Origin of the sequence: Faecalibacterium sp. AF28-13AC (genome assembly GCF_003478405.1) — a bacterium.
Taxonomy (GTDB): Bacteria; Bacillota; Clostridia; order Oscillospirales; family Ruminococcaceae; genus Faecalibacterium; species Faecalibacterium prausnitzii_E.
In genome coordinates this window covers 40,721-65,587 of the sequence record NZ_QUFG01000008.1, presented here as the reverse complement: position 1 = coordinate 65,587, position 24,867 = coordinate 40,721, and the positions used below count along the sequence as shown (strand labels likewise).

Annotated in this window: 27 protein-coding genes; 7 read left to right on the top strand and 20 right to left on the bottom strand. The window is 61.8% G+C overall.

Features of this window, described 5'->3' with window-relative positions; translation table 11 throughout:
• Nucleotides 1-30 precede the first annotated feature (30 nt).
• The 18 genes from DWY95_RS12130 to DWY95_RS12055 form a co-directional block, all read right to left on the bottom strand.
• Nucleotides 31-855 (bottom strand): PHP domain-containing protein, encoded by an 825-nt coding sequence (locus tag DWY95_RS12130; RefSeq protein ID WP_118553699.1) that lies wholly within the window; start codon nucleotides 853-855, stop codon nucleotides 31-33.
• A 6-nt stretch (nucleotides 856-861) separates the two neighbouring features.
• Nucleotides 862-1,497: a bifunctional phosphoribosyl-AMP cyclohydrolase/phosphoribosyl-ATP diphosphatase HisIE gene (gene hisIE / locus DWY95_RS12125; RefSeq protein WP_097791791.1), complete on the bottom strand. Its 636-nt coding sequence runs from the start codon at nucleotides 1,495-1,497 to the stop codon at nucleotides 862-864.
• 68 nt (nucleotides 1,498-1,565) lie between these two features.
• Nucleotides 1,566-2,321: an imidazole glycerol phosphate synthase subunit HisF gene (gene hisF / locus DWY95_RS12120; protein WP_118553698.1), complete on the bottom strand. Its 756-nt coding sequence runs from the start codon at nucleotides 2,319-2,321 to the stop codon at nucleotides 1,566-1,568.
• An 18-nt stretch (nucleotides 2,322-2,339) separates the two neighbouring features.
• A complete protein-coding gene (hisA, locus tag DWY95_RS12115; protein WP_097791793.1) occupies nucleotides 2,340-3,059 on the bottom strand; it encodes a 1-(5-phosphoribosyl)-5-[(5-phosphoribosylamino)methylideneamino]imidazole-4-carboxamide isomerase in 720 nt (239 codons plus the stop codon).
• Between the two features lie 130 nt (nucleotides 3,060-3,189).
• Nucleotides 3,190-3,798 (bottom strand): imidazole glycerol phosphate synthase subunit HisH, encoded by a 609-nt coding sequence (hisH, locus tag DWY95_RS12110; protein ID WP_097791794.1) that lies wholly within the window; start codon nucleotides 3,796-3,798, stop codon nucleotides 3,190-3,192.
• The gene (gene hisB / locus DWY95_RS12105; RefSeq protein WP_118553697.1) at nucleotides 3,795-4,385 is read right to left on the bottom strand and encodes an imidazoleglycerol-phosphate dehydratase HisB; all 591 of its coding nucleotides are present in this window, start codon (nucleotides 4,383-4,385) and stop codon (nucleotides 3,795-3,797) included. Before hisB ends, hisH begins: the two co-directional genes overlap by 4 nt.
• A gap of 3 nt (nucleotides 4,386-4,388) precedes the next feature.
• A complete protein-coding gene (gene hisC, locus DWY95_RS12100; RefSeq protein ID WP_118553696.1) occupies nucleotides 4,389-5,450 on the bottom strand; it encodes a histidinol-phosphate transaminase in 1,062 nt (353 codons plus the stop codon).
• A 141-nt stretch (nucleotides 5,451-5,591) separates the two neighbouring features.
• Entirely contained in the window at nucleotides 5,592-6,866 is a 1,275-nt protein-coding gene (gene hisD / locus DWY95_RS12095) for a histidinol dehydrogenase (protein ID WP_118553695.1), read from the bottom strand.
• Entirely contained in the window at nucleotides 6,863-8,455 is a 1,593-nt protein-coding gene (gene hisG / locus DWY95_RS12090; protein ID WP_118553694.1) for an ATP phosphoribosyltransferase, read from the bottom strand. The genes hisD and hisG overlap by 4 nt, the downstream gene beginning before the upstream one ends.
• Before the next feature lie 302 nt (nucleotides 8,456-8,757).
• Nucleotides 8,758-9,069 (bottom strand): thioredoxin, encoded by a 312-nt coding sequence (gene trxA, locus DWY95_RS12085; RefSeq protein WP_118553693.1) that lies wholly within the window; start codon nucleotides 9,067-9,069, stop codon nucleotides 8,758-8,760.
• A 270-nt stretch (nucleotides 9,070-9,339) separates the two neighbouring features.
• On the bottom strand, nucleotides 9,340-9,483 hold the full coding sequence (locus DWY95_RS17110) for a hypothetical protein (RefSeq protein ID WP_158577561.1): 144 nt from the start codon (nucleotides 9,481-9,483) through the stop codon (nucleotides 9,340-9,342).
• A 345-nt stretch (nucleotides 9,484-9,828) separates the two neighbouring features.
• Nucleotides 9,829-9,966, bottom strand: a complete 138-nt coding sequence (locus DWY95_RS17105) for a hypothetical protein (RefSeq protein ID WP_158577560.1) — start codon at nucleotides 9,964-9,966, stop codon at nucleotides 9,829-9,831.
• Nucleotides 9,967-10,218: 252 nt separating this feature from the next.
• The gene (locus DWY95_RS12080) at nucleotides 10,219-10,557 is read right to left on the bottom strand and encodes a hypothetical protein (RefSeq protein ID WP_118553692.1); all 339 of its coding nucleotides are present in this window, start codon (nucleotides 10,555-10,557) and stop codon (nucleotides 10,219-10,221) included.
• 108 nt (nucleotides 10,558-10,665) lie between these two features.
• Nucleotides 10,666-11,007 carry a hypothetical protein gene (locus tag DWY95_RS12075; protein ID WP_118553691.1) on the bottom strand — a complete coding sequence of 114 codons (342 nt, stop codon included), beginning with the start codon at nucleotides 11,005-11,007 and terminating at the stop codon, nucleotides 10,666-10,668.
• A 204-nt stretch (nucleotides 11,008-11,211) separates the two neighbouring features.
• Entirely contained in the window at nucleotides 11,212-12,375 is a 1,164-nt protein-coding gene (locus DWY95_RS12070) for a DHHW family protein (RefSeq protein WP_118553690.1), read from the bottom strand.
• A 14-nt stretch (nucleotides 12,376-12,389) separates the two neighbouring features.
• Nucleotides 12,390-13,808 carry an MBOAT family protein gene (locus tag DWY95_RS12065; protein WP_118553689.1) on the bottom strand — a complete coding sequence of 473 codons (1,419 nt, stop codon included), beginning with the start codon at nucleotides 13,806-13,808 and terminating at the stop codon, nucleotides 12,390-12,392.
• A 60-nt stretch (nucleotides 13,809-13,868) separates the two neighbouring features.
• The gene (locus tag DWY95_RS12060; protein WP_118553688.1) at nucleotides 13,869-14,444 is read right to left on the bottom strand and encodes a DUF4358 domain-containing protein; all 576 of its coding nucleotides are present in this window, start codon (nucleotides 14,442-14,444) and stop codon (nucleotides 13,869-13,871) included.
• A gap of 161 nt (nucleotides 14,445-14,605) precedes the next feature.
• A complete protein-coding gene (locus DWY95_RS12055; protein WP_118553687.1) occupies nucleotides 14,606-15,487 on the bottom strand; it encodes a M15 family metallopeptidase in 882 nt (293 codons plus the stop codon).
• A gap of 61 nt (nucleotides 15,488-15,548) precedes the next feature.
• On the opposite strand from DWY95_RS12055, the gene DWY95_RS12050 reads away from it, so the two are divergent.
• The 3 genes from DWY95_RS12050 to DWY95_RS12040 all read left to right on the top strand — a co-directional run bounded on the left by DWY95_RS12050 (nucleotide 15,549) and on the right by DWY95_RS12040 (nucleotide 17,476).
• Nucleotides 15,549-15,989, top strand: a complete 441-nt coding sequence (locus DWY95_RS12050; RefSeq protein ID WP_097791806.1) for a SpoVA/SpoVAEb family sporulation membrane protein — start codon at nucleotides 15,549-15,551, stop codon at nucleotides 15,987-15,989.
• A 111-nt stretch (nucleotides 15,990-16,100) separates the two neighbouring features.
• Entirely contained in the window at nucleotides 16,101-17,123 is a 1,023-nt protein-coding gene (locus tag DWY95_RS12045) for a stage V sporulation protein AD (protein ID WP_118553686.1), read from the top strand.
• The gene (locus DWY95_RS12040) at nucleotides 17,120-17,476 is read left to right on the top strand and encodes a SpoVA/SpoVAEb family sporulation membrane protein (RefSeq protein ID WP_097791808.1); all 357 of its coding nucleotides are present in this window, start codon (nucleotides 17,120-17,122) and stop codon (nucleotides 17,474-17,476) included. The genes DWY95_RS12045 and DWY95_RS12040 overlap by 4 nt, the downstream gene beginning before the upstream one ends.
• Nucleotides 17,477-17,612: 136 nt before the next feature.
• On the opposite strand, the gene rpsT is transcribed toward DWY95_RS12040, so the two are convergent.
• Nucleotides 17,613-17,873, bottom strand: coding sequence for a 30S ribosomal protein S20 (gene rpsT, locus DWY95_RS12035; RefSeq protein ID WP_005929709.1), 261 nt, complete (start codon nucleotides 17,871-17,873; stop codon nucleotides 17,613-17,615).
• A 178-nt stretch (nucleotides 17,874-18,051) separates the two neighbouring features.
• Between rpsT and gpr the strand changes: the two genes are divergently transcribed.
• Nucleotides 18,052-18,834: a GPR endopeptidase gene (gpr, locus tag DWY95_RS12030; protein WP_118553685.1), complete on the top strand. Its 783-nt coding sequence runs from the start codon at nucleotides 18,052-18,054 to the stop codon at nucleotides 18,832-18,834.
• A gap of 80 nt (nucleotides 18,835-18,914) precedes the next feature.
• Nucleotides 18,915-20,021, top strand: a complete 1,107-nt coding sequence (locus DWY95_RS12025) for a stage II sporulation protein P (protein WP_118553684.1) — start codon at nucleotides 18,915-18,917, stop codon at nucleotides 20,019-20,021.
• A 49-nt stretch (nucleotides 20,022-20,070) separates the two neighbouring features.
• Here the strand turns inward: DWY95_RS12025 and DWY95_RS12020 are convergent, their stop codons facing one another.
• A complete protein-coding gene (locus tag DWY95_RS12020; protein WP_118553683.1) occupies nucleotides 20,071-21,564 on the bottom strand; it encodes a hypothetical protein in 1,494 nt (497 codons plus the stop codon).
• A 502-nt stretch (nucleotides 21,565-22,066) separates the two neighbouring features.
• Between DWY95_RS12020 and asnS the strand changes: the two genes are divergently transcribed.
• Together asnS and mutY are read left to right on the top strand one after the other, a co-directional pair.
• The gene (gene asnS / locus DWY95_RS12015) at nucleotides 22,067-23,455 is read left to right on the top strand and encodes an asparagine--tRNA ligase (RefSeq protein ID WP_097791812.1); all 1,389 of its coding nucleotides are present in this window, start codon (nucleotides 22,067-22,069) and stop codon (nucleotides 23,453-23,455) included.
• Nucleotides 23,456-23,638: 183 nt separating this feature from the next.
• On the top strand, nucleotides 23,639-24,691 hold the full coding sequence (gene mutY, locus DWY95_RS12010; protein ID WP_118553682.1) for an A/G-specific adenine glycosylase: 1,053 nt from the start codon (nucleotides 23,639-23,641) through the stop codon (nucleotides 24,689-24,691).
• The last annotated feature ends 176 nt before the right edge of the window (nucleotides 24,692-24,867 follow it).

Genomic DNA, 24,867 nt, shown 5'->3' with positions numbered 1-24,867 from the left:
GGAACAGAGAGGGCCATTCTGATGATACCGTTACAGTTCCTGTGCTTCGAAGCCGTTGACGGTGAGCACATCCACCTGGGTGAAGCCTGCGGCCCGGAGGGCAGCGGCTGCTTCGTCAAAGTCAAAGGTCAGGCTGGCCGTGTCGTGGGCATCGGCCGTGATGATGACTCTGCCGCCCATCTTCTGCCACTCGCCCAGCAGCCAGGCACCGGGGTAGAAATCCTTGCGGTAGCCGCGGTAGACGCCGCCGGTGTTCACTTCCAGGCGGCAGTCATGCTCTTTGGCCACAGCCAGTGCCTTGAGGGCAGCGGCCTTGTAGCGGGGAGACTCCTCGTCGAAGAACTCGCCCTCGCCGTTCAGCTTCTTGATGAGGTCGATGTGAGCCAGGATGTCCGGGCCTTTGGCCGCCACCTTTGCCACCTCGGCAAAGTAGGCCTCGACTGCGGCCAGCGGGTCGCCGTCGAAGTCATCGAAGATGCAGTCGTGCAGGTCCTGCGGGCGGAAGTCGATCTCGTAATACCGGCCGGTGTTCTTGCCGTACAGATGATGCGCGGCGCCGATCCAGTAATCGTAGGTTTCGGGCTTATCCTCACTCAGCACGTCCCACTCGATGCCGCAGAGGATGTCCACCTTGCCCCGGTACTCCGCCTTGAGCTTGGCGATGGTGGCCTTGTACTGCGCGGTGCGGCTGGGGCTCATGCAGTATTCGCGGTCGCGCTGGGTATAGCTATGGCCGGAGAAGCCCAGTGTAGTCAGACCCTGCGCACAAGCGGCGCTGGCCATCTCCTGCAACGTATTTCTGCCGTCGCACATTGTCGAGTGGCAATGCACGCTGGACTTCCTGTAATCTGCCATAGAAACTCACTGCATCCTTTCCTGTTTGACCTTGTGGTCGATGACATGTCGTTTTTCAAGCTCACGGGTGATGTCCTCCACCGTGATGCCTGCCTGGACCATCAGCACCAGCACATGGTATGCCAGGTCGCTGATCTCGTAGATGGTTTCGGCGCGGTCTTCCTTTTCGCCCGCAATGATGACCTCGGTGCACTCTTCGCCCACTTTTTTCAGGATCTTCTCCTTGCCCTTTTCGAACAGGTAGGTGGTGTAGCTGCCCTCCTGGGGGTCGGTCTTGCGGCCTTTGATGAGCGCATAAAGCCCCTGCCAGCTGAACTGCTTGAGTTCCGGCGAGAGATATACTTCGTGGAAGAAGCAGCTCTCGGCACCGGTGTGGCAGGCGGGGCCGTCCTTGACCACCTCCACCACCAGCGCGTCGTTGTCACAGTCGGCGGTGATGGACACCACATGCTGGACATTGCCGCTGGTGTCGCCCTTGCGCCAGATCTCCTGGCGGCTGCGGCTCCAGAACACGGTCCGCCCCTCGGCGATGGTCAGTGCCAGCGTCTCGGCGTTCATGTAGGCAAGGGTGAGCACCTCTTTGGTGTAGTGGTCCTGCACGATGGCAGGAATGAGGCCCTTTTCATCAAATTTCAATTCCATCGTAGTTCTCCTCCCCCTCAAAAGGGGATACTTACAGTTTATCCTAAATGGGGCCGAAACGCAAGAGCTTAGACCCGCATTTCGATGCCATTTTCGTTCAGGTAGGCTTTCAGGTCGGCAATGGAGAGCAGTTTCTGGTGGAAGATGCCCGCCGCAAGGCCCGCGTCGATGCCCTTGTGGTGGAACAGTTCCAGAAAATCTTCTTTTTTGCCTGCGCCGCCGCTGGCGATGATGGGCACATGCACCTGCGCGGCCACGGCGTCCAGCATTTCGAGGTCGAAGCCGTTCCGCACACCGTCGGTGTCGATGCTGTTCAGGCAGACCTCCCCGGCCCCGTGCTCGGTGCACCAGGCGATCCAGTCCAGCGCATCGCGGCCGGTATCCTCGCGCCCGCCCTTGGCAAAGACGCGGAACTGGCCGTTCACCCGCTTGACGTCGGCGGAGAGGACGACGCACTGGTCGCCGTAGCGCTGGGCTGCCGCCGGGATCAGACCGGGGTCCTGCAGCGCACCAGAGTTGACGCTGACCTTGTCGGCCCCGCACTTGAGCACCCGGTCGAAATCTTCCAGCGTGTGGATGCCGCCGCCCACCGTCAGCGGGATGAAGATCTCGCTCGCCACCTGGGTGAGGATATCGGTGAAGAGGGCGCGGCCCTCAAAGCTGGCCGTGATGTCGTAGAACACCAGCTCATCGGCCCCGGCGGCGTTGTAGAGCCGGGCCATCTCCACAGGGTCGGCCACATCCCGGATGCCCTCAAAGTTCGTGCCCTTGACCACCCGGCCATTCCGCACATCCAGGCAGGGAATGATGCGTTTCGTTATCATGTTCTGCTCCCTTCCGGTTCAGCGCTGCACCCGCGCAGCGCAGCGTTTCAGGTCCAGTGCACCGGTGTACAGGCTCTTGCCCAGGATGGCCGCCGCCACGCCCATCCGGTCCAGCTCTTCCAGCTCGGCCTCCGACGAGATGCCGCCGCTGGCCGTGAAGGCCACGCCGGGCACTTCGGCCTGCAATTGCCGGTAGAGAGCCAGATTCGTGCCCTGCATCGCGCCGTCACAGGCAATGTCGGTGTAGATGATGGCCCGGCAGCCCGCCTCGGCCAACCGCTTGCAGAAGTCCACGCCCTGTTCGGTACTGACCTCCTTCCAGCCATGGATGGCAACGTATCCATCCTTCGCGTCCACGCCCACGGCGATCCGGTCGCCGTACCGTTTCAGCATCCGGGCCGTGAAGTCGAAATCGGTCACGGCCACGCTGCCCAGGATGCAGCGGCCCACGCCGAGCGACAGATACGTCTCGATCCGCTCTTCGGTGCGGATGCCGCCGCCGACTTCAATGTACAGGCCGCCCTGTTTTGCCAGCGCGGCGATGGCCTCGTAGTTGGAAAGGGTGCCATCCTTGGCACCGTCCAGATCCACGACATGGAGATTTTTTGCCCCGGCTTCCAGGAACTTCCGCGCCTGGGCACAGGGGTCTTCGCCGTAGACGGTCATCCGGTCGTAGTCGCCCTGCGTCAGGCGGACGACCTTTCCGTCCCGTAGATCAATGGCTGGAAATAATTGCATTATAGATCTCCTTTAACTGGCTTCCCCCTCTCAGGCGCTTCGCGCCAGCTCCCCCAAAGGGGGAGCTTTTCAACCTCCCACTTCGGGGGAGGTGGCATCGCGTAAGCGATGACGGAGAGGGTTGGGCCGTTCACAATTCACTGAAGGCTTTCAGGATGCGCAGGCCGGTGTCTCCGCTCTTTTCGGGGTGGAACTGCGTTCCATACACCCGGCCCGCACGGACCACGCCGGTGACGGGGATGGAATAATCGCTCACCGCCAGTGTGCTCTCCGCGCAGTTCGTGCCGTAGTAGCTGTGCACGTAGTAGACGTATTCGCCCGCGTGGATGTAGCGGAACAGCGGGTCGTCCCGGACGATGTGCAGCGCGTTCCAGCCGATCTGCGGCACCTTGAGTGTCCGGTCTGCAAGGTCGGGTTCCAGCGGGCAGACCTCGCCTTTTACGAAGCCCAGGCCCGCGTGTTCGCCGTACTCATAGCTTTTTTCAAACAGCAGCTGCATCCCCAGGCAGATGCCCAGCAGCGGCTTTTTGGCGGCTTCTTCCCGGAGGACGGGCACCAGGCCGGTGGCTTCCAGCTTGGCCATGGCGTCGCCGAATGCCCCCACACCGGGCAGAATGAGCCGGTCGGCCGCGCGGATGACCGCCGGGTCGGCGGTGACGACGGCCTCCTGCCCCAGATGGGCCAGGCTCGACTTCAGGCTGAACAGGTTGCCCACCCCATAATCCATGATCGCGATCATACCAGCAGTCCTTTCGTGGAGGGGATCTCGTCCCGGTGGGCGGCGTCGATTTTGACCGCCGCAGCCAGCGCGTGGCCTGCGCCCTTGAAGCAGGCTTCGAGGATATGGTGGGTGTTCTCGCCCGCGAACTGTACAAAGTGGACCGTGGCGGGCACGTTCCGGGCAAAGCCCAGCCAGAACTCCGAGGCGCACTCCACATCAAAATCGCCGACCTTTTCGGTCTTGCAGCGGACATCCCAGTTCAGGGTGCACCGGCCGGACAGGTCCACGGCGCAGAGCACCAGTGCCTCATCCATGGGCAGATAGAAGCTGCCGTAGCGGCAGATGCCCCGCATATCGCCCAGCGCCCTGGCAAACGCCTGCCCCAGTGCGATGCCGATGTCCTCGGCGGTGTGGTGGTAGTCCACCTCCACGTCGCCGTGGCAGGTAAGCACCAGGTCGAACCGGCCATGCCGCGCAAACAGCTCCAGCATGTGGTTCAGAAACCCGCAGCCGGTGTCCACCTGATACCGGCCTGCGCCGTCCAGATTGAGGGTCAGTTCGATCTGCGTCTCGTTGGTGTTGCGTTCCAAACTCACTTCCCGCATGGGTCAGTCCTCCAGTATCTTGTCCAGTGCGGCCAGCAGCGCCTGCATCTGGGCCGGTGTGCCGATGGTGATGCGCAGCCAGCTGTGGATGCGCGGTGCATCGAAATGCCGCACCAGCACACCGTTTTCCTTCAGTTTTCGGTACAGGGTACCGCCGTCCTGCCGTGCCGTGCGGGCGAACAGGAAGTTCGACCGGCTGTCCAGCACGGTGAAGCCGCGCGCTTCCAGCTGCTGCCGGGTCCAGCTGCGCGTCTCGACGATGGCGGCGCGGGTGGTGTCGAAGTAGGCGGTATCTTCCAGCGCGGCCTGCCCGGCTTTCAGGGTCAGGCGGTTGATGTTGTAGGGGTTCAGGCTGAACTTGACCCGGTTCAGGTCGGCGATGAGCTTCGCGCTGCCCATGGCCAGACCCAGCCGGGCACCGGCCAGCTGGCGGGACTTCGAGAAGGTCTGCACCACCAGCAGGTTCTCGTACCGGTCGATGAGGGGCACACAGCTCTCCCCGCCAAAGTCCACATACGCTTCGTCCACGATGACCACATGGTCGGGGTTGGCCTTCAGGATGCCCTCGATGGCGCTGCGGGGCAGGGCCAGACCGGTGGGGGCGTTGGGGTTGGCCAGCACGATGGTGGTGTTCAGGCCGTAATAGTCGGCAGGGTCCAGCGTGAAGTCCTCCCGCAGCGGGATGATCCGGCTGGGGATGTGCATCAGCCCGCACCAGACGCCGTAGCAGCCGTAGGTGATGTCCGCATAGGCCAGCGGGTGTTCCTCGTCGCAGAAGGCCCGCAGCGCGAAAAACAGGTTCTCATCGCTGCCGTTGCCGGGCATGATCTGGTCCGGCCGCAGCCCGAAGTGCTTTGCCGCCGCATTCAGCAGCTCGGTACAGGCCGGGTCGGAGTAGAGCCGCAGCTTTTCCACCTCGGAACGGCTCACGGCCTCCAGCACCGCCGGGGAAGGCGGATAGGGGCTTTCGTTGGTGTTCAGCTTGATGTACTGCTGATCCTGCGGCTGCTCGCCGGGGGTGTAGGGGGTCACCGTATCCAGCCTCGGTGAAAGGAATCTACTCATACGCTTTATCTCCTTGTCAGCGTCCTCACCCTCTCAGGCCGCTTCGCGTCCAGCTCTCCCAAAGGGAGAGCTTTTCAACCTCCCACTTTGGGGGAGGTGGCATTGCGAAGCAATGACGGAGAGGGGAAAACGCCTTCCCATTTATTCGTACCGGATCGTCACGCTTCTGGCGTGGGCGTGCAGGCCCTCGCGCTCGGCAAAATCGGCGATGCGGGGGGCCACCGCCTCCAGCGCATCGCGGGTGTAATAGAGGAAGCTGGACTTCTTGACGAAGTCGTCCACGCCCAGCGGGCTGGAAAAGCGGGCCGTGCCGCTGGTGGGCAGGGTGTGGTTCGGGCCGGCGAAGTAATCGCCCAGTGCCTCCGGGACGTTCCGGCCCAGGAAGATGCTTCCCGCATTCCGGATCTCGTTCAGCACGCCGAAGGGGTCTTCCACGCAGACTTCCAGATGTTCCGGCGCGATGATGTTGCAGGCCTCAATGGCCTTGTGCAAGTCGGTGCAGACGATGATCTTGCCGTTGTCGTCCACGCTGGCGCGGGCGATGGCGGCGCGGGGCAGCTGAGGGATCTGGACTTCCAGCTCCGCCTGCACGGCTTTGGCCAGCGCTTCGCTGTCGGTCACGAGGACGGGGCTGGCCAGCTTGTCGTGCTCGGCCTGGCTCAGCAGGTCTGCCGCCACCCAGGCCGGGTCACACCCGCCGTCTGCCAGCACCAGGATCTCGCTGGGGCCGGCGATCATGTCGATGCCCACCTTGCCGAAGACCTTCCGCTTGGCCGTGGCCACGTAGATATTGCCGGGGCCGACGATCTTATCCACGGCCGGGATGCTCTCGGTGCCGTAGGCCAGCGCCGCCACCGCCTGTGCGCCGCCGGTCTTGAAGATCTTCGTCACGCCCGCCGTAGCGGCAGCGGCCAGGATGACCGGGTTCACCCTGCCGTCCTTTCCGGCGGGGGTGGTCATGACGATCTCCGACACCCCGGCAACCTTGGCCGGAATGACATCCATCAGCACCGTAGAAGGATAAGCCGCCGTGCCGCCGGGCACATAGACGCCCGCCTTTTCGATGGGGGTGTATTTCTGGCCCAGCACCACGCCGGGCTTGTCGTTCATCACAAAATTCTTGTGCACCTGCTGGCGGTGGAAGGCCTCGATGTTGGCAGCGGCCTCTTTCAGCGTCTCCAGGAAATAGGGGTCCATGTTCGCGAAGGCCTCGTCGATCTCCGCCTGGGTCACCTGCAATTCTTCGATGGACGCGCCATCGAATTTCAGAGCGTATTCCTTCAGGGCCGCATCACCGCGGGCGCGGACGTCGGCAAGGATGCCGTCCACGACATCCTCCACATTCTTTTCGGCGCGGATGTCCCGGTTCAGAATTTCTTCCGGTCTCAGTTCGTCAAATTGGTACAGCTTGATCATTTTGCAGCCTCCTGTAAGGTCTCCCGCAGTTGTACGAGCATTCGGTCCACTTCCCGGTGTTTGAACTGGTAGCTGGCCTTGTTGGCGATGAACCGGGCCGAGATGGGCAGAAACTCGGTCACGACCTTCAGGCCGTTCTCCCGCAGGGTCGTGCCGGTCTCCACGATGTCCACGATGACATCCGAAAGGCCCAGGATAGGGGCCAGTTCAATGGAACCGTTCAACTTGATGATATCAATGTCCCGCCCGATGGACGCATAGTAGTTCTTGGCGATGTTCACGAATTTGGTAGCGACCCGCACCGGGCGGCTGGGGTCGTCCTGATAGTCGTTCGGCGCTGCCACGCACATCCGGCATCTGCCGAGGCCGGTGTCCAGCAGCTCGTACACGTCGGCGGAGGCTTCGGTGAGGATGTCCTTCCCCACGATGCCCACATCCGCCGCGCCGTGCTCGACGTAGATGGCTACATCGCTGGGCTTGACGAGGAAATACCGGATGCCCGCTTCGGGGTTCTCGACCACCAGCTTCCGGGTAGCATTGTAGTCCTCGGCGCAGCCGTAGCCGATGCGGGCCAGCAGGCCATAGACCTTATCGCCCAGACGGCCTTTCGGCAGAGCCACATTCAGCATTACCCGATCGATCTTCTGCTGCTGGACCGGCGGCAGCGGGGCGCTCAGGCGGTCCAGCTCATCCAGATAGACCGCAAACCCGATGGCGTCCGCGCCGGGGGTGAATTTCTGCATCAGCAGGTCGTAGCGTCCGCCCTTGAGCAGCGGGCGGGGCAGGCCCTGCAAATAGCCCTGAAAGACCAGCCCGTTGTAATACTCCATCTCGCCCGCCAGCGAGAGGTCCAGCCGGACGCTCCCGCCCCCGGCGCTCAGAGAACCCGTCAGCGCCCGCAGCTCGGCGGCAGCGGCCCGCATCCGGTCGTTTTTGCAGAAAGCCTCGGCGCGGGCCAGCGTCTCTTCGCAGCCGCCGCAGAGGGTCAGCAGCGCACACAGCGTATCGGCCCCGGCATCGTCCAGCCCGGCGGCCTTTGCGGCAGCCCGCAGCTCGTGGGCGTTCTTCTCGCGCAGCAGGTCCAGCAGGGCGGGGCGGGCCGTTTCGGGCACTGCCAGCGCATCCAGCAGACCGAACAGATACCCCATGTGGCTCAGCTCCAGCACCCAGGCCGCGCCCAGCTGTTCCAGCGATTTTGCCGCCAGCCCGACTGCCTGCTGCACCTGCGCTTCGCCCACGGCGCCCAGCATCTCCAGGCCCATCTGCGCGATCTCCTTGAAGGTGTGGCTCTCCGCCGAGGGGCGGTAGACGTTCTCGTGGTAGTAGTATTTCAGCGTCTCGCCGGGGGCGGGCTGGGCCGTCTTGGCAATGGAGAGGGTCACATCCGGCTTGAGCGCCAGCAACCGTCCGTCCAGGTCGGTGAAGGTGATGACCTGTTCCGACGACAGAAAGCTCCGGTTCTCCTGATACAGACCGTATTCCTCAAAGCGGCCCATGTGGTATTTGCGGCAGCCCGCCGCCTCATACAGTGCCCGCAGCGCAAAGGAGGCTCGCTCCTTCGGCTGCAGATCCGACAGATCAAATCCCATGCTGGTTTCCCTTTCCTCTTTCCCGCCCTGTGTGCGACACCGTCCGCGCCATTTGCTCTGCGAAATCGTTCTTGAATTTATTTTACTTTATCTTGATAAAGTTGTAAAGCACGGAAGCATCAAACTTTTCTCTTTTATCTTACCGTTTTTCTGTGCGTTTGTACAGAAACGCGAAATTGTTTCATCGTACCGGCAAATCAGATGATGTGTTCCGCAAACGCACCGCTCCCCAAAGCGCAAAAATGCCCCGCCGGGCGCAGGATGCGCACAGCGGGGCAAAACGCGATTCTTCGGGGGCCGGCTCAGCGATCCAGCAGGGCCAGCACACCGCTCTTCGGGCGGGCACCGACCGCCTGATTGACGAGCCGACCGTTCTGGAAGACCAGCAGCGTGGGGATGCTCATGACGCCGAACTGGGCGGCGAGGTCCGGCTGCTCGTCCACATTGACCTTGCCCACCTTGACGTCGCTGCGCTCCTCGGCCACCTCGTTCACGATGGGCGAGAGCATCCGGCAGGGGCCGCACCAGCTGGCCCAAAAGTCCAGCAGCACCGGCTTTTCGCTGTGCAGCACCTCGGCATCAAAATTTTCGGTCGTGATCGTAATGGGTTCCATATCTTCTACCTCCTGCGGGTGTGTTTGTTGTTCGTTGGTCTTAGTATACCCCAAATGCCGCCCCGCTTCCGTAACCGGGTCACAAAACACAACAAAAAGCGGCGGCCCGCACTTACGGAACAGTCACACAAAATCTTGACAATCCGTCCAAAACTGGATATACTACAAATAAGGAAGGCGCTGGCCCAACAAACGGCTAACCCTTACCAGCAGTTTGTTTCTATCATGAAGAAAGAAAGCAAGTAACTGACAGTTGGGAAGCTGAGGCGGTTACTTGCTTTTCTTTCTGTTGTTGTCTTTCTGCTCATGTGAAATCTTCCAGGTAATGTTAAAAACCGCAACTGCGATTTGTACCATCAGCCCGACAAACGTAAAGATCAATCCGATCAACGTCAGCGTTTCCATCAGAGACATAGGACATCCCCTCCTCTCTCGTTATGCTGCGAGATGGAGGTTCCACTTCAAAAAAGCCTGCCTCCCAGCATTCCGTTCATTTCAAGGAACCCGAAACAAACTTTGCTGGTAAGACAGCCGCCTGCGTTCTGGACACAGCGTCTTCCGATATTAGAATAACACACTTTTCTACAAAACACAACAAAAAGCGGCGGCCCGCACTTACGGAACAGCCACACAAAATCTTGACAATCCGTCCAAAACCGGATATACTACAAATAAGGAAGGCGCTGGCCCAACAAACGGCTAGCTCCTTACCGGCATATCGTCAAAAGAATGACCGTCGGCTTGGGCAAGCGTGGGCGGTCATTTCTTTTGTCCAATTTTGGTCTGAAACTCTTTGATGCGAAGCACGATATCGATCGTGTCGTAGATAACTGTGACGATCAATCCCAGGAAACTGATGATGAGCGCCAACAGTGCAAGAACCTCAGTCAATGTCATTTGACATCCCCCCTTTCAGCCACAAGGCCTCCGGGGGACAAAAACTACAAAAGTCGCCCTCCCGGCGCCTTGCTGATAACAAGACCTTCCGGTAGGGAGTTGCCGCCTGCGTTCTGGACACAGCGTCTTCCGGTATTAGAATAGCACACTTTTCTCCAAAACACAACAAAAAGCGGCGGCCCGCCCCGATTGGGGAGAGCCGCCGCTTTTCATTGTTCTTTGGAGGACTCCGGGCTGTCTGGCCTCAATATTTTAGGCAGTGATGACGACCAGAGCGGTGATGGGCCACAGGCCGACAGCAGCCGTACCAGCGCAGATACCCTTGAATGCGCTGATCAGATCCTTCTGCAGGTAGTTCACATAGGTGTTCATGCCGCCCTCCAGCAGAGCTGCGGTATCCTGGCCCTTGTGCGCTGCGACATAGTTGCGGGTAGCGACCATGCCCTTGTAGTAGTTGTACAGGTTCCAGATGCCGAATGCGGTGCTAGCCAGAGCAGAAATAGCACCAATAGCGCTGCCGCCCTGCGTATAGGTCATTTCCTCTTCGTTCATGACGTTGTAGTTCGCGGGCATCTTCATCTTGTTTTCCATAATAACACTCCTTTGAAAAAGCAATAATATCCCAAGCAGTGCATTCGCTGCACTGCAGGTTTCCAAACAAATGCTAAGGGGTTCCAAGAGGCATCCGGGGCTGTCTGCTCAGATGAGCATCAGCACCACGCTGACCGGAGCCAGACCCACCACCGCAGCGGTGGAGACCACATCCCGCAGGAAGTTGGACGGGCTCTGGCTCATGTCCTCGCCGATATCATCCAGTGCACGGCCGATCACCGTAAAGACATTGCCCTTGCGGTTTCCCTTCTGGCTCAGCCAGCTGCGGGCCGTTCCGATGCCCCAGACATAGCTGGCACCCAGCACCACAGCTCCTACGACCGTTGCCGCCGTCGAGAGCGCATCCAGATAACTGCCGCCCTCAACATAAGTCATCTCATCCTCCGACACCACGGCGCAGTGTGCGGGCATCTTCAGTTCGTTCTTCATCTTTCGTTTTCCCTCATTTCGACGGTTTCTGTTCCTCCGCCGCATACAGCAACCCTGCTGCATTCCTCACTCACTCTTTATACGCTCATTTTACTACGTCTGTCGATTTTCTGCAATAGATTCTGTGCAAAACTGTGAAAAATCGGAAAGTCGCATGAAAACTTCACGAAAAGTTTGTGAAAAAGGACTGCGTTTTTTCACAGCTCAGCCTGCCACGCCCGCACGGTAGAGATACGGGTCGCTGGTAAAGCTGGAATAGCTGTACAACACCAGGATGGCGTCGTAGTCGTTGTCTGCGATGAGCTGGTCCAGACCGTAGTTGTAATTGCGGAAGTCCACCACATCGATGGCCGCATAGTTTGCCGTCAGATACGGCACGAAGCTGTTGGCGTAGCTGTCCTTGATGACGAGGATCTTGCCGGTGCCGTCGCCCTCCACCCGGCTCAGGCCGTTGTTGCCGTGGAGGAACATGGCGTACTTGTCGTAAACGTCCAGCTTGCCCGTATCGTACAGGTCGGTCTGTGTGCCCTCGGTGGGCTGGCCCGGCGCAGTGACGTTCCAGATGGTGAGCCGATTCTGCAGATCGTACCAGGTGATGGTGTCCGGCTCGGCATTCCAGGTGCGCGCCTTGGAGTAGTGGGTGCCGTAGAAATCCTCCGCCGTCTCCACAGAATGCGCACTGCGGTCAAAGGGCGTCAGGCCCTGCGCTTCGCAGAACTGCTCGTAGGCGTAGTAAGCCCCCAGCGTCGTCCAGTGGTGGTCGGTGCGATAGTACAGATACTCGTCCTTGTGCGCCCGCAGCGCATCGGTGACGCGGAGAAACTGCACCGCCGGGAGCGCCGCCTTCGCTTCGTCGATCCGCCCTTCCTCGTCCATCTGGGGCGCAGCGAGGGGCAGGTCTTCCGGGTAGAGCACCGAGGCCGACGGCACGAGCATGAAGCTCACCTTGCCGGGGTAACGCTCACCCAGCAACTGCACCGCCGCCAGATTCTTGTTCCAGACCCGCTCTTCGGTGGGCAGAACGCGGTAGCGCCGGGCAAACATCCGGTGCTCCCGCCCCAGCAGGATACCGCCGCTCTGGGTCTTCTGGAACAGGGTCGTCTCGGCCAGGCTCTGCAGGCTGATCCACTGGTCCCGCCCGAAGACCTGATCCTTCACATATTTGGTATAGTTCGTAAAATAGTTGTTCAGCCCATCCACCGACACGGCCGTCAGTTTGGGCCGCTGGGTGAGGGTGGTGTTTTCCAGCTCGCTGTAGGCGCGGTCCGGCGTCACCAGGTCCAGCACGAACAGCGCCGCGAAGAACAGGGTGAAAGCTGCCAGCACCGGGTACTGCTTCAGGGAGGAAACACGCTTTTTCGGATCCATGCTTTACGTCCTCCTCAGAAATTGAAATACAGGAACGGGCTGTTCGTGCTGCCCACGACATAGGCCGTGGAGAGCACCAGCAGCACCAGCACCGTGGCCACCCGCGTTGCGGTGCGCTTCTTCAGCAGGTCCCAGATTTTTTCGATGAGCGGGGTGCAGCAGACCACCGACACCGCCAGCAGCACACCGTAATTCCGCAGGAAATACACCGGCGACACGCCGCCCGCAGGCACGAAGAGCTTATAGAACAGGTAGTTGAACCCGACGCCCCAGTCGTTGCCCACGAACATGGCCCAGCCCACCACCACGAGGAAGAGGGTGTAGACATGCGGCCAGATTTTGCCTTTTTCGAGGTATTTCAGCAGGAACAGCTTCTCGACGGCCAGCAGGATGAAGTAGTACAGGCCCCAGCAGATGAAGTTCCAGTCCGCGCCATGCCAGATGCCAGTGAGCAGCTCCACGACGAAGAGGTTGAAGATCTGCCGTTTGAGGCCCTTGCGGTTGCCGCCCAGCGGGATATAGACATACTCCCGGAACCAGCCGGACAGGGTCATGTGCCAGCGCCGCCAGAATTCCGTGATGGAGCGCGAGATATAGGGGTAGTTGAAGTTCTGCGGGAAATCAAAGCCCAGCATCTTGCCCATGCCGATGGCCATCATGGAATAGCCGGAAAAGTCGAAATACAGCTGCAAAGAATAGGCGATGACGCCCAGCCAGACCAGCGCCGTGGAGGCATTGCCCAGACCCACATAGGTGGTGGAGGGGCTGTTCTGGATGCCGATGATGTCGGTCCAGAGCGCGCCCACGGCATCCGCCAGCAGGACTTTCTTCGCCAGACCGAAGGTGAACAGGGTCATGCCCTCCTCGATCTGCCGGAGGCTGTAGCGATGTTCGTAGACATGCAGCTGAGCCGAGACATCGCGGTATTTGACGATGGGGCCTGCGATGAGCTGCGGGAACATGACCACATAGGCACCAAAATCAATGATGTTGTGCTCGGTCTTCACATCCCGGCGATAGACATCAATGGTGTAGGAAAGGGTCTGGAAGGTGTAGAAGCTGATGCCCAGCGGCAGGGTGCTGATGCCTTGAATGGCCGCGAACTGAGTGCCGAACAGGCTGTTCAGGCTGGAGAGGACGAAGTTCGCATACTTGAAATAGAACAGCATCCCCAGGCTCCCCGCCAGAGCCACCAGCAGCAGCGCCGTGCGGGCGGCGGGCTTGTCCTCCATGCGTTCCAGCCCCAGGCCGCAGAGGTAGTTGATGAGGATGAGGGCCAGCATGACCGGGAAAAACCGGACTTCGCCCCAGCAGTAGAACACCAGACTGCACACAAAGAGCACGGTGTTCTTGAGTTTGGCGGGCGCAAGGTAATAGAGCGCCAGCGTGATGGGGAGAAACCGGAACAGAAAAAGGATGGTGCTGAAAACCAAGGTGTTCCTCCTTTGAAAAAGGGCCGATGCCGCCAAGGCACCGGCCCACGATGATCGTTGTTACTTGAGCAGAACGCCGTTGACGGCGTCGGTCAGGTCTTCCGTGCACGCGTTGGAGGCAATGACCATCACCACGCGGTCGGCGCTGTTGGCGATGACGGCATTTTCCACATTGGCCTGTGCCGCGGCAAACTCGGCATAGTTGCCGTAGAAGGCCACCTGGTCCTGCTGGTAGGCCTTCAGGGCCTCCACGATCTCTTCGGCCTTGCCCTCTGCCGGCTCGATGACCAGCACCAGACCGGCGTCGCCGTTGTCGTTGCTCTTCACGCCCTTATAGCTGGCCACATCCTCCGCCTTCAGGCCGAAATCGTACTCGATGTTCATGGCAGCGATCTCGAACTGGTTGGAGATGGGGTTCGCTTCCAGCAGCGCATCTACCTCGTCGGCCAGCGCATCGGGGCTGTTGGTGCCGTCGTCGGGCAGGGCGCTCTCCGCCTGGGACAGCACCACCGAGGACGCCGCCGGGCTTGCCGAGGACGCCGTGGAAGAGGAAGCCGCGCCGCCGCAGCCTGCGAGCAGAGCGCAGCCCAGCGTGGCAGCCACAGCGGACAGTATCAGTTTTGAACGGATCTTCATAGATTATTCCTTCTTTTGCATTCATTACACTCAAGCCCGGCGCTGTGCCTTCCGGCGCGGCTGGCCGGGCCATTGCTATCTTACCATACCCTTGCCGGAAATGCAAAGGTTCGCGCAAATTTTTACGGTTTCTTCACCGGTCTTTGCCAGCGCTTTTCCGCTCAGCCCGCAAGGGTGTGCAGCTGGGCGATGTAGTCCTCGAAGCACAGGCCGCTGGCGCTGATCTTCCGGGCATTTTCCACGCCCACATAGCGCCAGTGCCAGGGCTCGTAGGTGATCTCGGTCTGGGCCTCGGCCCCCTTGGGGTAGCGCAGGATGAACCCGTAATCTGCCGCGTGCTCGCACAGCCAGCGGAAGGCCGTGGTGTTCTCAAAGCCCTCGTCCAGGCCGGTGTGCTCCGGGCTGTTCAGGTCTGCGGCCAGACCGCAGTTGTGCTCCGAATAGCCCGGCGGGTTGACGACCGCCGCCGCCTTTTCCTTGGCTGTGGCCAGGTCGTAGCCCTGGTCGGTGTAGTATTTCGTCTTCCGCTCGTACAGACCGGTCTGGTACTTGACGCTGCGGTAGCCGCTCTGCATCCAGATGGTCACATTTTCGGCGGCAGCGGCTTTCTGCATCTCCAGAAAGGCATCGCATGCCACGGTCTGCAGCGTCTTGTTCACAGCGGTCTTCGAGCCGCACTCCTTGGTCTCAAAGGTATAGTCGTCCGGCATCTTGTTGGTGTGGTTCACCAGCACCATCAGCGGGTCGGCCAGCATGGCAGCGGCCTCGTCTGCGGTCAGGCCCAGAGCATTGCCATTGGTCTCCTCCACGGTGCTGGACGCTGCCGGAAGCAGGCTGTTCTCCGCATCCTCCGCCGGGGCGCTGGCCGCGCTGGCGGAAGGCACCGGGGCGTGGCGGTTGAGCAGGAACGCAGCCCCGCCCACGAACAGGCAGACGGCGACGGTCAGCCCGGCCACCCGGCGGATGGCACGGCTGCGACGGCGGCGGCGCACTTCGGCGCGGGTCATGCGGCGGTGCGGTTGGTTCACAGGTCGTTGATTCATAAGGCTTCTCCTTGTATATTCTCTCCGGGCTGGGGACATCCTATCCCCGGAGGTGTTCTGCATGAAACTGACAGCGCAGGAATATGCGCGGCGGGTACAGCGGGCAGGCCCGCATTCGCCGCTGGGCACCGACTGCCTGTGGGCTTTCGGCGTGGGCGGCGGCATCTGCCTGCTGGGCGAGGTGCTCCGCCAGTGGTATCTGGGTCTGGGGCTCGAAGCCGACCTTGCCGGTACCCTGACCAGCTGCACCCTCATCGCCCTCTCGGCGGTGCTGACGACGCTGGGCCTTTACCAGAAGCTCGCCGCCCGCGCGGGGGCCGGGTCGCTGGTGCCCATCACGGGCTTCGCCAACGCCGTGGTCAGCGCGGCCATCGAGTTCAAGACCGAGGGCCGCGTGCTGGGCACCGGGGCCAAGATGTTCACCATCGCCGGGCCGGTCATCGTGTACGGCACACTGGCTGCGGTGCTGTACGGCGGGGTGCTTTGGCTGCTGGGCGGCTGATCCCTCTCACTTACCATACGCTTTGCCGGGCGCAAAGATTGCACACTCCCGGCGATTTTCCAGTATACCACAAAATCCGCAAAAAAACATCCCTGAAAGGAGGAATTTCTCATGGCGACCCGGCGCGGCGACACCCTGATTTTCCAGACTCCGCCCGTCATCGCGGCCCATGCGGCGGTGGGCGGCAAAAAAGAGGGGGAAGGCCCCCTTGCGGCGGGCTTCGATGCGCTGAGCGCCGATAACCGGTTCGGCCAGTCCGGCTGGGAAGCCGCCGAGACCCAGCTGCAGCTGCGGGCGGCGCGGCTCTGCCTGAAAAAAGCACAGATCACTGAGAAAGAGGTCAGTCTGGCTCTGGCCGGAGACCTGCAGGCCCAGTGCACGGCCTCCAATTACGCCATGCGGGCACTGGGCATCCCCTATGCGGGGCTGTTCGGGGCCTGCAGCACCATGGCCGAAGCGCTGGGGCTGGGGGCTGCGCTCTGCTCGGCCGGGCTGGCCGACGGCCTGCTGGCCATGGCATCCAGTCATTTCTGCACCGCCGAACGCCAGTTCCGCACCCCGCTGAGCTATGGAGCCGTCCGCACCCCGACCGCCCAGTGGACGGCCACCGCCGCCGGGGCCTGTCTGCTGCGCCCCGCCGGGCAGGGGGTCGGCATCCGGGCCGTGACCTTCGGGCGGGTGCAGGACTATCAGATTCGGGACATCAACAACATGGGCGCAGCCATGGCCCCCGCCGCCAGCGCGACCCTGCTGCACTACCTGCGGGACACCTACGCAGAGCCGCCGGATTTCGACGCCATCTACACCGGCGACCTGGGCCATGTGGGCAGCCAGCTCTTCCGGGAGCTGCTGGCCGCCGAGGGCCTGCTCATCAAGAACCATGTGGACTGCGGCTGCATCCTCTACGACGCCAACGAGCAGGCCGTGAAGAGCGGCGGCTCCGGTGCGGGCTGCTGCGCGGCGGTGCTCTGCGCCCACATCCTGCCCCGGCTGGAGCGCGGCACCCAGAAGCGGGTGCTCTTCCTCGCCACCGGAGCCTTGATGAGCCAGACCACCTTTCTGCAAAAGGAGAGCATCCCGGCCGTCGCCCATCTGGTGGAGCTGGCTGCGCCGGAGAAAGGAGCCGCATCATGAACTATCTTTGGGCCTTCGTCATCGGGGGCGGCATCTGCGCCGCCGGGCAGATCCTCATCGACCTGACCGGCCTGACCCCTGCCCGCATCCTGACGGGCTATGTCGTCGCGGGGGTCGTGCTGTCGGCCCTCGGCTGGTACGCCCCGCTGGCCGAGCTGGCCGGGTGCGGGGCCACCGTGCCGCTGCTGGGCTTCGGCCACCTGCTGGCCAAAGGCGTCCGCACCGCATTGCAGGAGGAGGGGGCCATCGGCATCCTCACCGGCGGGCTCACCGCCGCTGCCGCCGGCATCACCACCAGCCTCGTCTGCGGCGTGGTCTGCTCCTGGGTCGGCCGGAGCCACGACCAGAACTAGCCCACAATAAAAAGCGGCGCTGCTTCGCGCCGGTTCGCGCACGGCGGGTGGTAGGATGCAAAAAAACAAAAACCCCCGCACCGGAAACCGGCACAGAGGTTTTGTTCGTCAGTCGATCACTCGATCAGGCATGAACTCAAGCGTTCTTGTTTGCACGCTTTGCCATACGGCTGATCTTGCGAGAAGCGGTGTTCTTCTTGATGACACCCTTAGCGCGAGCCTTGTCGATCGCGGAAACAGCAGCCAGGACAGTTGCGTCCTTGTCAGCGGCTTTAGCATCGATGGCAGCGTCTGCCTTCTTGACGACTGTTTTCAGGTTGGTCTTAATGGCCTTGTTGTGAGCCTGCTCAGCTGCAGCCTGCACGACGCGGTCCTTCTGAGATTTGATGTTAGGCATTCGTTCCACCTCCTTGGCTACCTATAACAGCGCACCTTATGATACCATATTTGCCGTACCAGCGCAAGCCTTTTTTCGATTTTTGTTTAGAAAAGTTTTCAAAATCCCATACTGAAGCTGTAAATCCGGGCCAAAACGGCCCCAAATGCAAATTTCAGATGGGAAAGCGGGATGAATCATGCGGGAAACAGACCTTGCCGATGAGCTGTTCCGGGCACCGGACAGTGCGCCGCCCACCGGTGTGCGGGTGGCCACAGCCAGGCGCGGCGGCGTGACCGTGACGCGGGTGGAGATCGCGCGCGAAGGGCTGGAGCGCCCCCGCGGGCGGTACGTGACGTTGGAAGTGCCCCGCGTCAGCCTGCTGGACGAGCGGGACGAAGCGGTCATCGAACCGGCTGCGGCAGAGCTGCAGGCCCTGCTGCCTCCGGCAGGGCCGGTGCTGGTGCTGGGCGTCGGGAACCGGCGGGTGACCTCCGATGCCCTCGGCCCCCGGACCGTGCAGAAAATTTTCGTCACGATGGGGCAGCATGCCGTCCCGGTGCAGGGCATCCGGCCGGTGGCGGCAGTGGCACCGGGCGTGTCGGCTGCCACCGGGCTGAGTTTGCAGCAGCTGGCCGGGGCACTGGTGCGGGAGATCCGCCCCGCTGCCCTGCTCTGCGTGGACAGCCTCTGCTCTTCCGAACCAGAGCGGCTGGGCCGGACCCTGCAATTCTCGGACACCGGGCTGTTCCCGGCCCAGCCCGGCCACAGCCGCCATCTGGATGCTGCCCGGCTGGGGGTGCCGGTCGTAGCGGCAGGCATCCCGACCCTGATGCAGGCCGAGGAGGGCAGCGACCTTGTGGTGACCCCCCGCGAGCTGGACAGCGTCATCGCCCACGGGGCCGCCCTGCTGGCCGCGGCCATCAACCGTGCCCTGCAGCCCCGCCTGAGCATTGCCCAGCTGGGCTGGCTGACGAGCTGAGGCCTTGGCATTCCGGCACGAAACGTTCTATCTCTACAGGTTCATTTCATACCCTATCAAGAGGGAAGGAGGTGTCCGCCATGCGCCGCAGGCAGGGAGATTTCGGGGCCGGGCCGGTGCTCAGTCTGGCCGGGGCGGCGGCGCTGATGCTGGCGCTGACCGTTTTTGCCCATGGGCTGGTGCTCAGTCTGGCGGCGCTCATCATCGGGCCGCTGCCCGCCGCGCAGACGGCCCTTTCTCTCAGCCGGAAGCAGGCCGCCTCCGCGCAGAGCGGCGAATCTGCGGCAGAAGCGCTTCCGCCCGAAGTCCTCGAACCCGCTCCGGGATCTCTGCCCGCCGCCGCAGACCGCTCCTACCTCGTCCCGCTGGAAGGCGACGACGCCCGGCCCGAAGACGCAGGCACCGTCCTCGAAAAGACCTATCCGCAGGGCAGCGGCGAAAAATACGTGGCCTGTGGGGCGGGCAGCATCAAGAACAACACCCGCGTCCCGGCGGCAGACATCGCGGCAGAGATCCAGAACCCCCTGCCTTTTCAGGTGGAGTGGAACAGCCCGGAGCCGCAGATCCTCATCATGCACACCCACGCCACCGAGGACTACCGCCTCTCGGCCGGGCTGTGGTTCCGCCCCGGCGACGGCTCCCGCACCACCGACCGGAACTATAACATGTGCGCCGTGGGCCGCGTCATGGCCGACACCCTCAATGCCGCCGGGCTGAACACCCTCCACGACGAGACCCTGAACGACTACCCCAGCTACACCGGCAGCTACGCCAACAGCCGCGCTGTGGTGCAGCAGTACTTAGCCCAATACCCCAGCATCAAGGTGGTGCTCGATGTCCACCGCGACGCCATCGAGACCGAGAACGGCTCCCGGATGGCCCCGGTCTGCACCGTGAACGGCCAGCAGGCGGCTCAGGTCATGATCATCTGCGGGTGTGACAACGGCGGCAGCATCTCCCTGCCCAACTACCGCCAGAACCTCCGCTTCGCCGCCGCATGGGAGCGGGCGATGGAGGGGACATTCCCCGGCCTCACCCGGCCCGTGCTGTTCAGCTACCGCTTTTACAATCAGGACCTCACCACCGGAAGCCTGCTCATCGAGGTGGGCGGCCATGGTAACAACCTCAATGAGGCCCTGTACGCCGGGCAGCTGGCCGCCGAGGGGCTGATCAGGGCCTTGCAATAAAAAAGCCCGCTCAGGCATCGCAGCGCCATACCTGAGCGGGCAAGATCCATTATTCGTATACCACGCAGCCCAGAACCGTCTTGCCCAGACGAGCGATCTGCTCCTTCTGGTCGTTCACGCTGCTGTAACGGGAGCAGCTGCAGTCGGCCACGAGCACCACCGCGTCGGCGGCGTTGACTTCCAGAACGGCGGTGGAGGAGACCAGTACGCTCTCGGCGCAGGTCAGCTTCCGGCTGCGGAGGGTGTCGGCAGCCTGCAGCTGGGCGGTCAGGGCAGACAGCTGCTCTGCGGGCAGATCGCCGGTGACGAGGATGCGATCAGCCTTGGGGGCACGGCTGGCAATGGTGGCGGCGATCAGGCGCACCGTCTCGTCGTCGCGGCTGCCATCGGGGCGGCCCTCCAGCTTGTTGAGTTTGGCGTCCAGCTTGACTGCCTTCCGGGCAGCGGCACCGGCCAGCGTACCGAGGACGGGCAGATTGCAGGTGGACTTGAGGTCCTTCGCAGAGTAGACGAGGCCGGCGGTCAAGAACTTGACGACCGCAGCGCCGGCTACCAGGACCACGCCGAGGACCAAGCCGATCACGGCAAACTTCACAAGAGAGGAGCTGCCGTTGCCCGGATCTTTCGGCACTTCGAGGGCAGCCAGGTCCTGATCGGCCTTCTGGATGTTCTGCTCCAGCAGGTCGTGCTGCGCCTGCAGATCGGTCATCTGGTTCTGCAGGCTGGTCAGGTTGTCGCGGGTGTTCTGCTGCTGGTCGCGCAGGTCGGTGGACACGGTGACGCTGCTGGTGCGGGACAGCAGGGTGATGCTGTGGTGCCCCACGGTGGACTCAATCGTCTCGTACAGGCCGTTCATCCGGGCGATGACAGCGTCCAGAATGGCGGTGGCATCTTCCTCGGATGCTGCGTTGATGCTGATGGAGAGCAGGCGGGTGGAGTCGTCGCCCCAGACGCTGACCAGCTCCCGCATATACCGCTCTTCCATGTTGAACTGCTCTGCAATGGCAGAAATGGCCTCGTGGTTGGTCAGCAGGGAGGTGTATGCACTCAGGACCGAACTGGTGTAGTCGGGGTTCTGGTAGTCCATGCCGGGCATGATCTTATAATCGGTGGTGACGTACAGATCCGCTCTGGCGTTGTAGACATTGTAGGGATCGATGCTGTTCAGGACGGACTTTTCCATGTACTCTTCGGCGTTGTCGATGTTGAACTGGACCGTCTGCTGCGAACGCTCGTTGTCGCGCAGCTGCTGGTTGTAGCTCTGCACGTCGGTATCGCGTTTGTTCTGTGCTTCGCGGTACTCGACCATGTCCTCTTCATACGTCTGCTGGGCCGAAGTGCGGGGTGCGGTCTCGCCCTCTTCTGCCGCCTTCTGGACGGCGGCGTTCCACGAGATGTTCTTCACAACAGCCACGCCTGCAAACAGTACGGCGCAGACCAGGGCTGCGGCCGCCATCTGCCGGTATTTGCGCAGGACTGTGAACAGCAGGGAAACGAGGTTGATCTCCTCTTCCTGCTCATACGGGATCTGGTTTTCAGTCATAAATGTCCTCCTAAAACAACAGAGAGTTTGCAGCGCGGGATGCCTCCCCGGAACGCCCGGAAACAGGATGGGTATAAAGCGCACAACATATCATTTTAGATGATATCATTTTTCGGCCCGGAATGCAAGACAAAGTCTTGATTTTTGATTGACAAAGCCGCTTTCCTGTGCTATTTTTAGAATTACCGAAAAGCACAGATCGGGAAAAGTAACGCATCCGGGACGCTTCCAGAGAACACGGCAGTTGCTGCGAGCCGTGAGCGCCCCCTGCGCGAACGAACACCCAGGAGCTGCAACCTGAACCCCAGTTTTTTGCAAAACTGCCAGTAGGTGCGCCGCTGCGCCCCGCGTTACAAGGGCAGCGCTTTCTTTTTGAGATGAGCGCGTGAGCGACCGGACACTTCCGGTAATTCAGGTGGCACCGCGGACATTACAAGACAGCTTGTTCGCCCTGAAACTTCAGGGCAAAGCTGTCTTTTTATTTTACATCGGAGGAGATACCATGGAACGCACTGAGATCGTTTCGCTGTACAAGAACACCCCCGCCGACGGCACCGTCGTGACCGTCTGCGGCTGGGCAAAGAACATCCGCGACTCCAAGAACATCGGCTTCATCGCCCTGTCGGACGGCGGCTGCTTCAAGACCCTGCAGGTCGTGCTGGAAGCCGGCAAGCTGGAAAACTACGACGCCGTCATCCACACCGGCCTCTACAGCAGCCTGCGCATCGTGGGCCGCATCGTGCTGACCCCGCAGGCCAAGCAGCCCTTTGAGCTGAACGCCGATTCCGTCGAGATCCTGGGCGACTGCCCCGCCGACGAATACCCGTTGCAGAAAAAGAAGATGAGCATGGAGTATCTGCGCACCATGCCCACCCTGCGCCCCCGCACCAACACCTTCAACGCCGCCTTCCGCGTCCGCAGCGTGGCTGCTTATGCCATCCACAAGTTCTTCCAGGAGAACGGCTTCGTCTACGCACACTCCCCGCTGCTGACCGCATCCGACTGCGAGGGCGCCGGTGAGATGTTCCGCGTGACCACCCTCGACCTGGAGAACGTGCCCAAGAACGAGGACGGCACCGTCGATTACACCCAGGACTTCTTCGAGAAGCCGGTCAACCTGACCGTTTCCGGCCAGCTGGAGGCCGAGGCCATGGCCATGGCCTTTGGCAAGGTGTACACCTTCGGCCCCACCTTCCGTGCGGAGAAGAGCTTCACCACCCGCCACGCCGCCGAGTTCTGGATGATCGAGCCGGAGATGGCCTTCTGCGACCTGAACGGCTACATGGACACCGCCGAGGCCATGACCAAGTATGTCATCCGCTATGTGCTGGACAACTGTCCCGACGAGATGGCCTTCTTCAACCAGTTCATCGACAAGGGCCTCATCGAGCGCCTGGAGCTGGTGGCGAACAGCGAATTCGGCCGCATCACCTACACCGACGCCATCGAGGTGCTGAAGAAGAACAACAAGAAGTTCCAGTTCCCCGTCGAGTGGGGCGTGGACATCCAGACCGAGCACGAGCGCTACCTGACCGAGGTCGTCTTCAAGAAGCCCGTCTTCGTCACCGACTACCCGAAGGAGATCAAGAGCTTCTACATGAAGCAGAACCCGGACGGCAAGACTGTGGCCGCAGCCGATATGCTGGTGCCCGGCATCGGCGAGCTGATCGGCGGCAGCCAGCGTGAGGAAGACTACGACAAGCTGGTAGCTCGTATGGACGAGCTGGGGCTGGACAAATCCAGCTACGACTGGTACCTCAACCTGCGCAAGTTCGGCGGCGTGGAGCATGCCGGTTACGGCCTGGGCTTCGAGCGCATGATCATGTACCTCACGGGCATCCAGAACATCCGTGATGTCCTGCCGTTCCCCCGCACCGCTTACGGATTCTAAAAAATGAGGAAACCTCTCCGTCATTGCTTCGCAATGCCACCGCTCCTACCGAGGAGAGGCCTTGGCAGAACGGGAAACGTTCCCTTTTCGCCAGAGGCTCCCCTAGCAGGGGAGCTGGCAAAGCTGTCAGGCTTTGACGGAGAGGCTTTTCTTGATCCATTTTCAACATCGAGGTAACATTTCGTGGAAAACATTTCGCCCGCCCTGCTCCACTGGTTCCATGCGAACCACCGCATCCTGCCTTTTCGCTCCGACCCCACCCCCTACCATGTCTGGCTGAGTGAGATCATGCTGCAGCAGACCCGCGTCTCGGCGGCGCTGCCCTACTATGAGCGGTTCCTTGCCGCTCTGCCGGACATCCCCGCCCTTGCCGCCTGCGAGGAGGAAAAGCTCCACAAACTGTGGGAGGGTCTGGGCTACTACAGCCGGGTGCGGAACCTGCAAAAGGCGGCAAAGCTCGTCTGTGCGCAGTACGGCGGCGAACTGCCCGCCGACTACGATGCCCTCCGCGCCCTGCCCGGCATCGGCGACTACACGGCGGGTGCCATCGCCTCCATCAGCTTCGGCCTGCCGGTGCCTGCAGTGGACGGCAATGTGCTGCGGGTGTTTTCCCGTCTGTACAACGACGACCGCCTCATCACCGACCCCAAGGTCAAGCGGGCATTCACGGCCCGTGTCATGGAACACCAGCCCCCGGCTGCCCCCGGCGACTACAATCAGGCCCTGATGGAGCTGGGTGCGCTGGTCTGTGTACCCAACGGTGCCCCGCTCTGCGCGCAGTGCCCGCTGGCCCACCTCTGCGCCGCCCATGCCGCCGGGACGGCCCTCACCCTGCCCCGCAAAGCGGCCCCCAAGGCCCGCCGCATCGAGCCGGTGACGCTGGCGCTCGTCCGCAGCCCGGAGGGCGTCCTGCTCCAGCAGCGGCCCGAAAAGGGTCTGCTGGCGGGCCTGTGGCAGCCGGTGCTCTGGGAGGACGAATCTCTCTCCGCCGACGAGGCCCGCGCCCGCCTGGCGGCGCTGGGCGTCGTCTGCACCCCCGATGCCGCCAAAGCCCTCCGCCCGGCCCGGCACATCTTCAGCCACATCGAGTGGCACATGGGCGGCTATCTCTTCACGGCAGAGCGCCAGCCCACCCCCGCCGGCTGCGTCTGGGCCAGCCCGGAACAGCTGGAAGCCGCGTACACCCTGCCCGGTGCGTTCAAGGCGTACCGCAAACTGCTGGCCGCTGCATTTTAACTTTTTTCGTGCAGGTCGATGAAAATTTACGGATTGGCAGTTGTAATTTTTTTGCATTCCGGGTATAATATTCCTAACGCGATATTTCTACACGATATCTGCAAGGGCGGTTCCATGGCCCACCGCGAAAAGGGCCACCCCGACACAAAGGATGTTCTGGACCCATCGTTCCGACC

Bases quoted from the DNA above. Each gene is read 5' to 3' on its own strand.
- DWY95_RS12130 (WP_118553699.1), bottom strand. From the start codon at position 855: ATGGCAGATTACAGGAAGTCCAGCGTGCATTGCCACTCGACAATGTGC.
- hisIE (WP_097791791.1), bottom strand. From the start codon at position 1,497: ATGGAATTGAAATTTGATGAAAAGGGCCTCATTCCTGCCATCGTGCAG.
- hisF (WP_118553698.1), bottom strand. From the start codon at position 2,321: ATGATAACGAAACGCATCATTCCCTGCCTGGATGTGCGGAATGGCCGG.
- hisA (WP_097791793.1), bottom strand. From the start codon at position 3,059: ATGCAATTATTTCCAGCCATTGATCTACGGGACGGAAAGGTCGTCCGC.
- hisH (WP_097791794.1), bottom strand. From the start codon at position 3,798: ATGATCGCGATCATGGATTATGGGGTGGGCAACCTGTTCAGCCTGAAG.
- hisB (WP_118553697.1), bottom strand. From the start codon at position 4,385: ATGCGGGAAGTGAGTTTGGAACGCAACACCAACGAGACGCAGATCGAA.
- hisC (WP_118553696.1), bottom strand. From the start codon at position 5,450: ATGAGTAGATTCCTTTCACCGAGGCTGGATACGGTGACCCCCTACACC.
- hisD (WP_118553695.1), bottom strand. From the start codon at position 6,866: ATGATCAAGCTGTACCAATTTGACGAACTGAGACCGGAAGAAATTCTG.
- hisG (WP_118553694.1), bottom strand. From the start codon at position 8,455: ATGGGATTTGATCTGTCGGATCTGCAGCCGAAGGAGCGAGCCTCCTTT.
- trxA (WP_118553693.1), bottom strand. From the start codon at position 9,069: ATGGAACCCATTACGATCACGACCGAAAATTTTGATGCCGAGGTGCTG.
- DWY95_RS17110 (WP_158577561.1), bottom strand. From the start codon at position 9,483: ATGTCTCTGATGGAAACGCTGACGTTGATCGGATTGATCTTTACGTTT.
- DWY95_RS17105 (WP_158577560.1), bottom strand. From the start codon at position 9,966: ATGACATTGACTGAGGTTCTTGCACTGTTGGCGCTCATCATCAGTTTC.
- DWY95_RS12080 (WP_118553692.1), bottom strand. From the start codon at position 10,557: ATGGAAAACAAGATGAAGATGCCCGCGAACTACAACGTCATGAACGAA.
- DWY95_RS12075 (WP_118553691.1), bottom strand. From the start codon at position 11,007: ATGAAGAACGAACTGAAGATGCCCGCACACTGCGCCGTGGTGTCGGAG.
- DWY95_RS12070 (WP_118553690.1), bottom strand. From the start codon at position 12,375: ATGGATCCGAAAAAGCGTGTTTCCTCCCTGAAGCAGTACCCGGTGCTG.
- DWY95_RS12060 (WP_118553688.1), bottom strand. From the start codon at position 14,444: ATGAAGATCCGTTCAAAACTGATACTGTCCGCTGTGGCTGCCACGCTG.
- DWY95_RS12055 (WP_118553687.1), bottom strand. From the start codon at position 15,487: ATGAATCAACGACCTGTGAACCAACCGCACCGCCGCATGACCCGCGCC.
- DWY95_RS12050 (WP_097791806.1), top strand. From the start codon at position 15,549: ATGAAACTGACAGCGCAGGAATATGCGCGGCGGGTACAGCGGGCAGGC.
- DWY95_RS12045 (WP_118553686.1), top strand. From the start codon at position 16,101: ATGGCGACCCGGCGCGGCGACACCCTGATTTTCCAGACTCCGCCCGTC.
- DWY95_RS12040 (WP_097791808.1), top strand. From the start codon at position 17,120: ATGAACTATCTTTGGGCCTTCGTCATCGGGGGCGGCATCTGCGCCGCC.
- rpsT (WP_005929709.1), bottom strand. From the start codon at position 17,873: ATGCCTAACATCAAATCTCAGAAGGACCGCGTCGTGCAGGCTGCAGCT.
- gpr (WP_118553685.1), top strand. From the start codon at position 18,052: ATGCGGGAAACAGACCTTGCCGATGAGCTGTTCCGGGCACCGGACAGT.
- DWY95_RS12025 (WP_118553684.1), top strand. From the start codon at position 18,915: ATGCGCCGCAGGCAGGGAGATTTCGGGGCCGGGCCGGTGCTCAGTCTG.
- DWY95_RS12020 (WP_118553683.1), bottom strand. From the start codon at position 21,564: ATGACTGAAAACCAGATCCCGTATGAGCAGGAAGAGGAGATCAACCTC.
- asnS (WP_097791812.1), top strand. From the start codon at position 22,067: ATGGAACGCACTGAGATCGTTTCGCTGTACAAGAACACCCCCGCCGAC.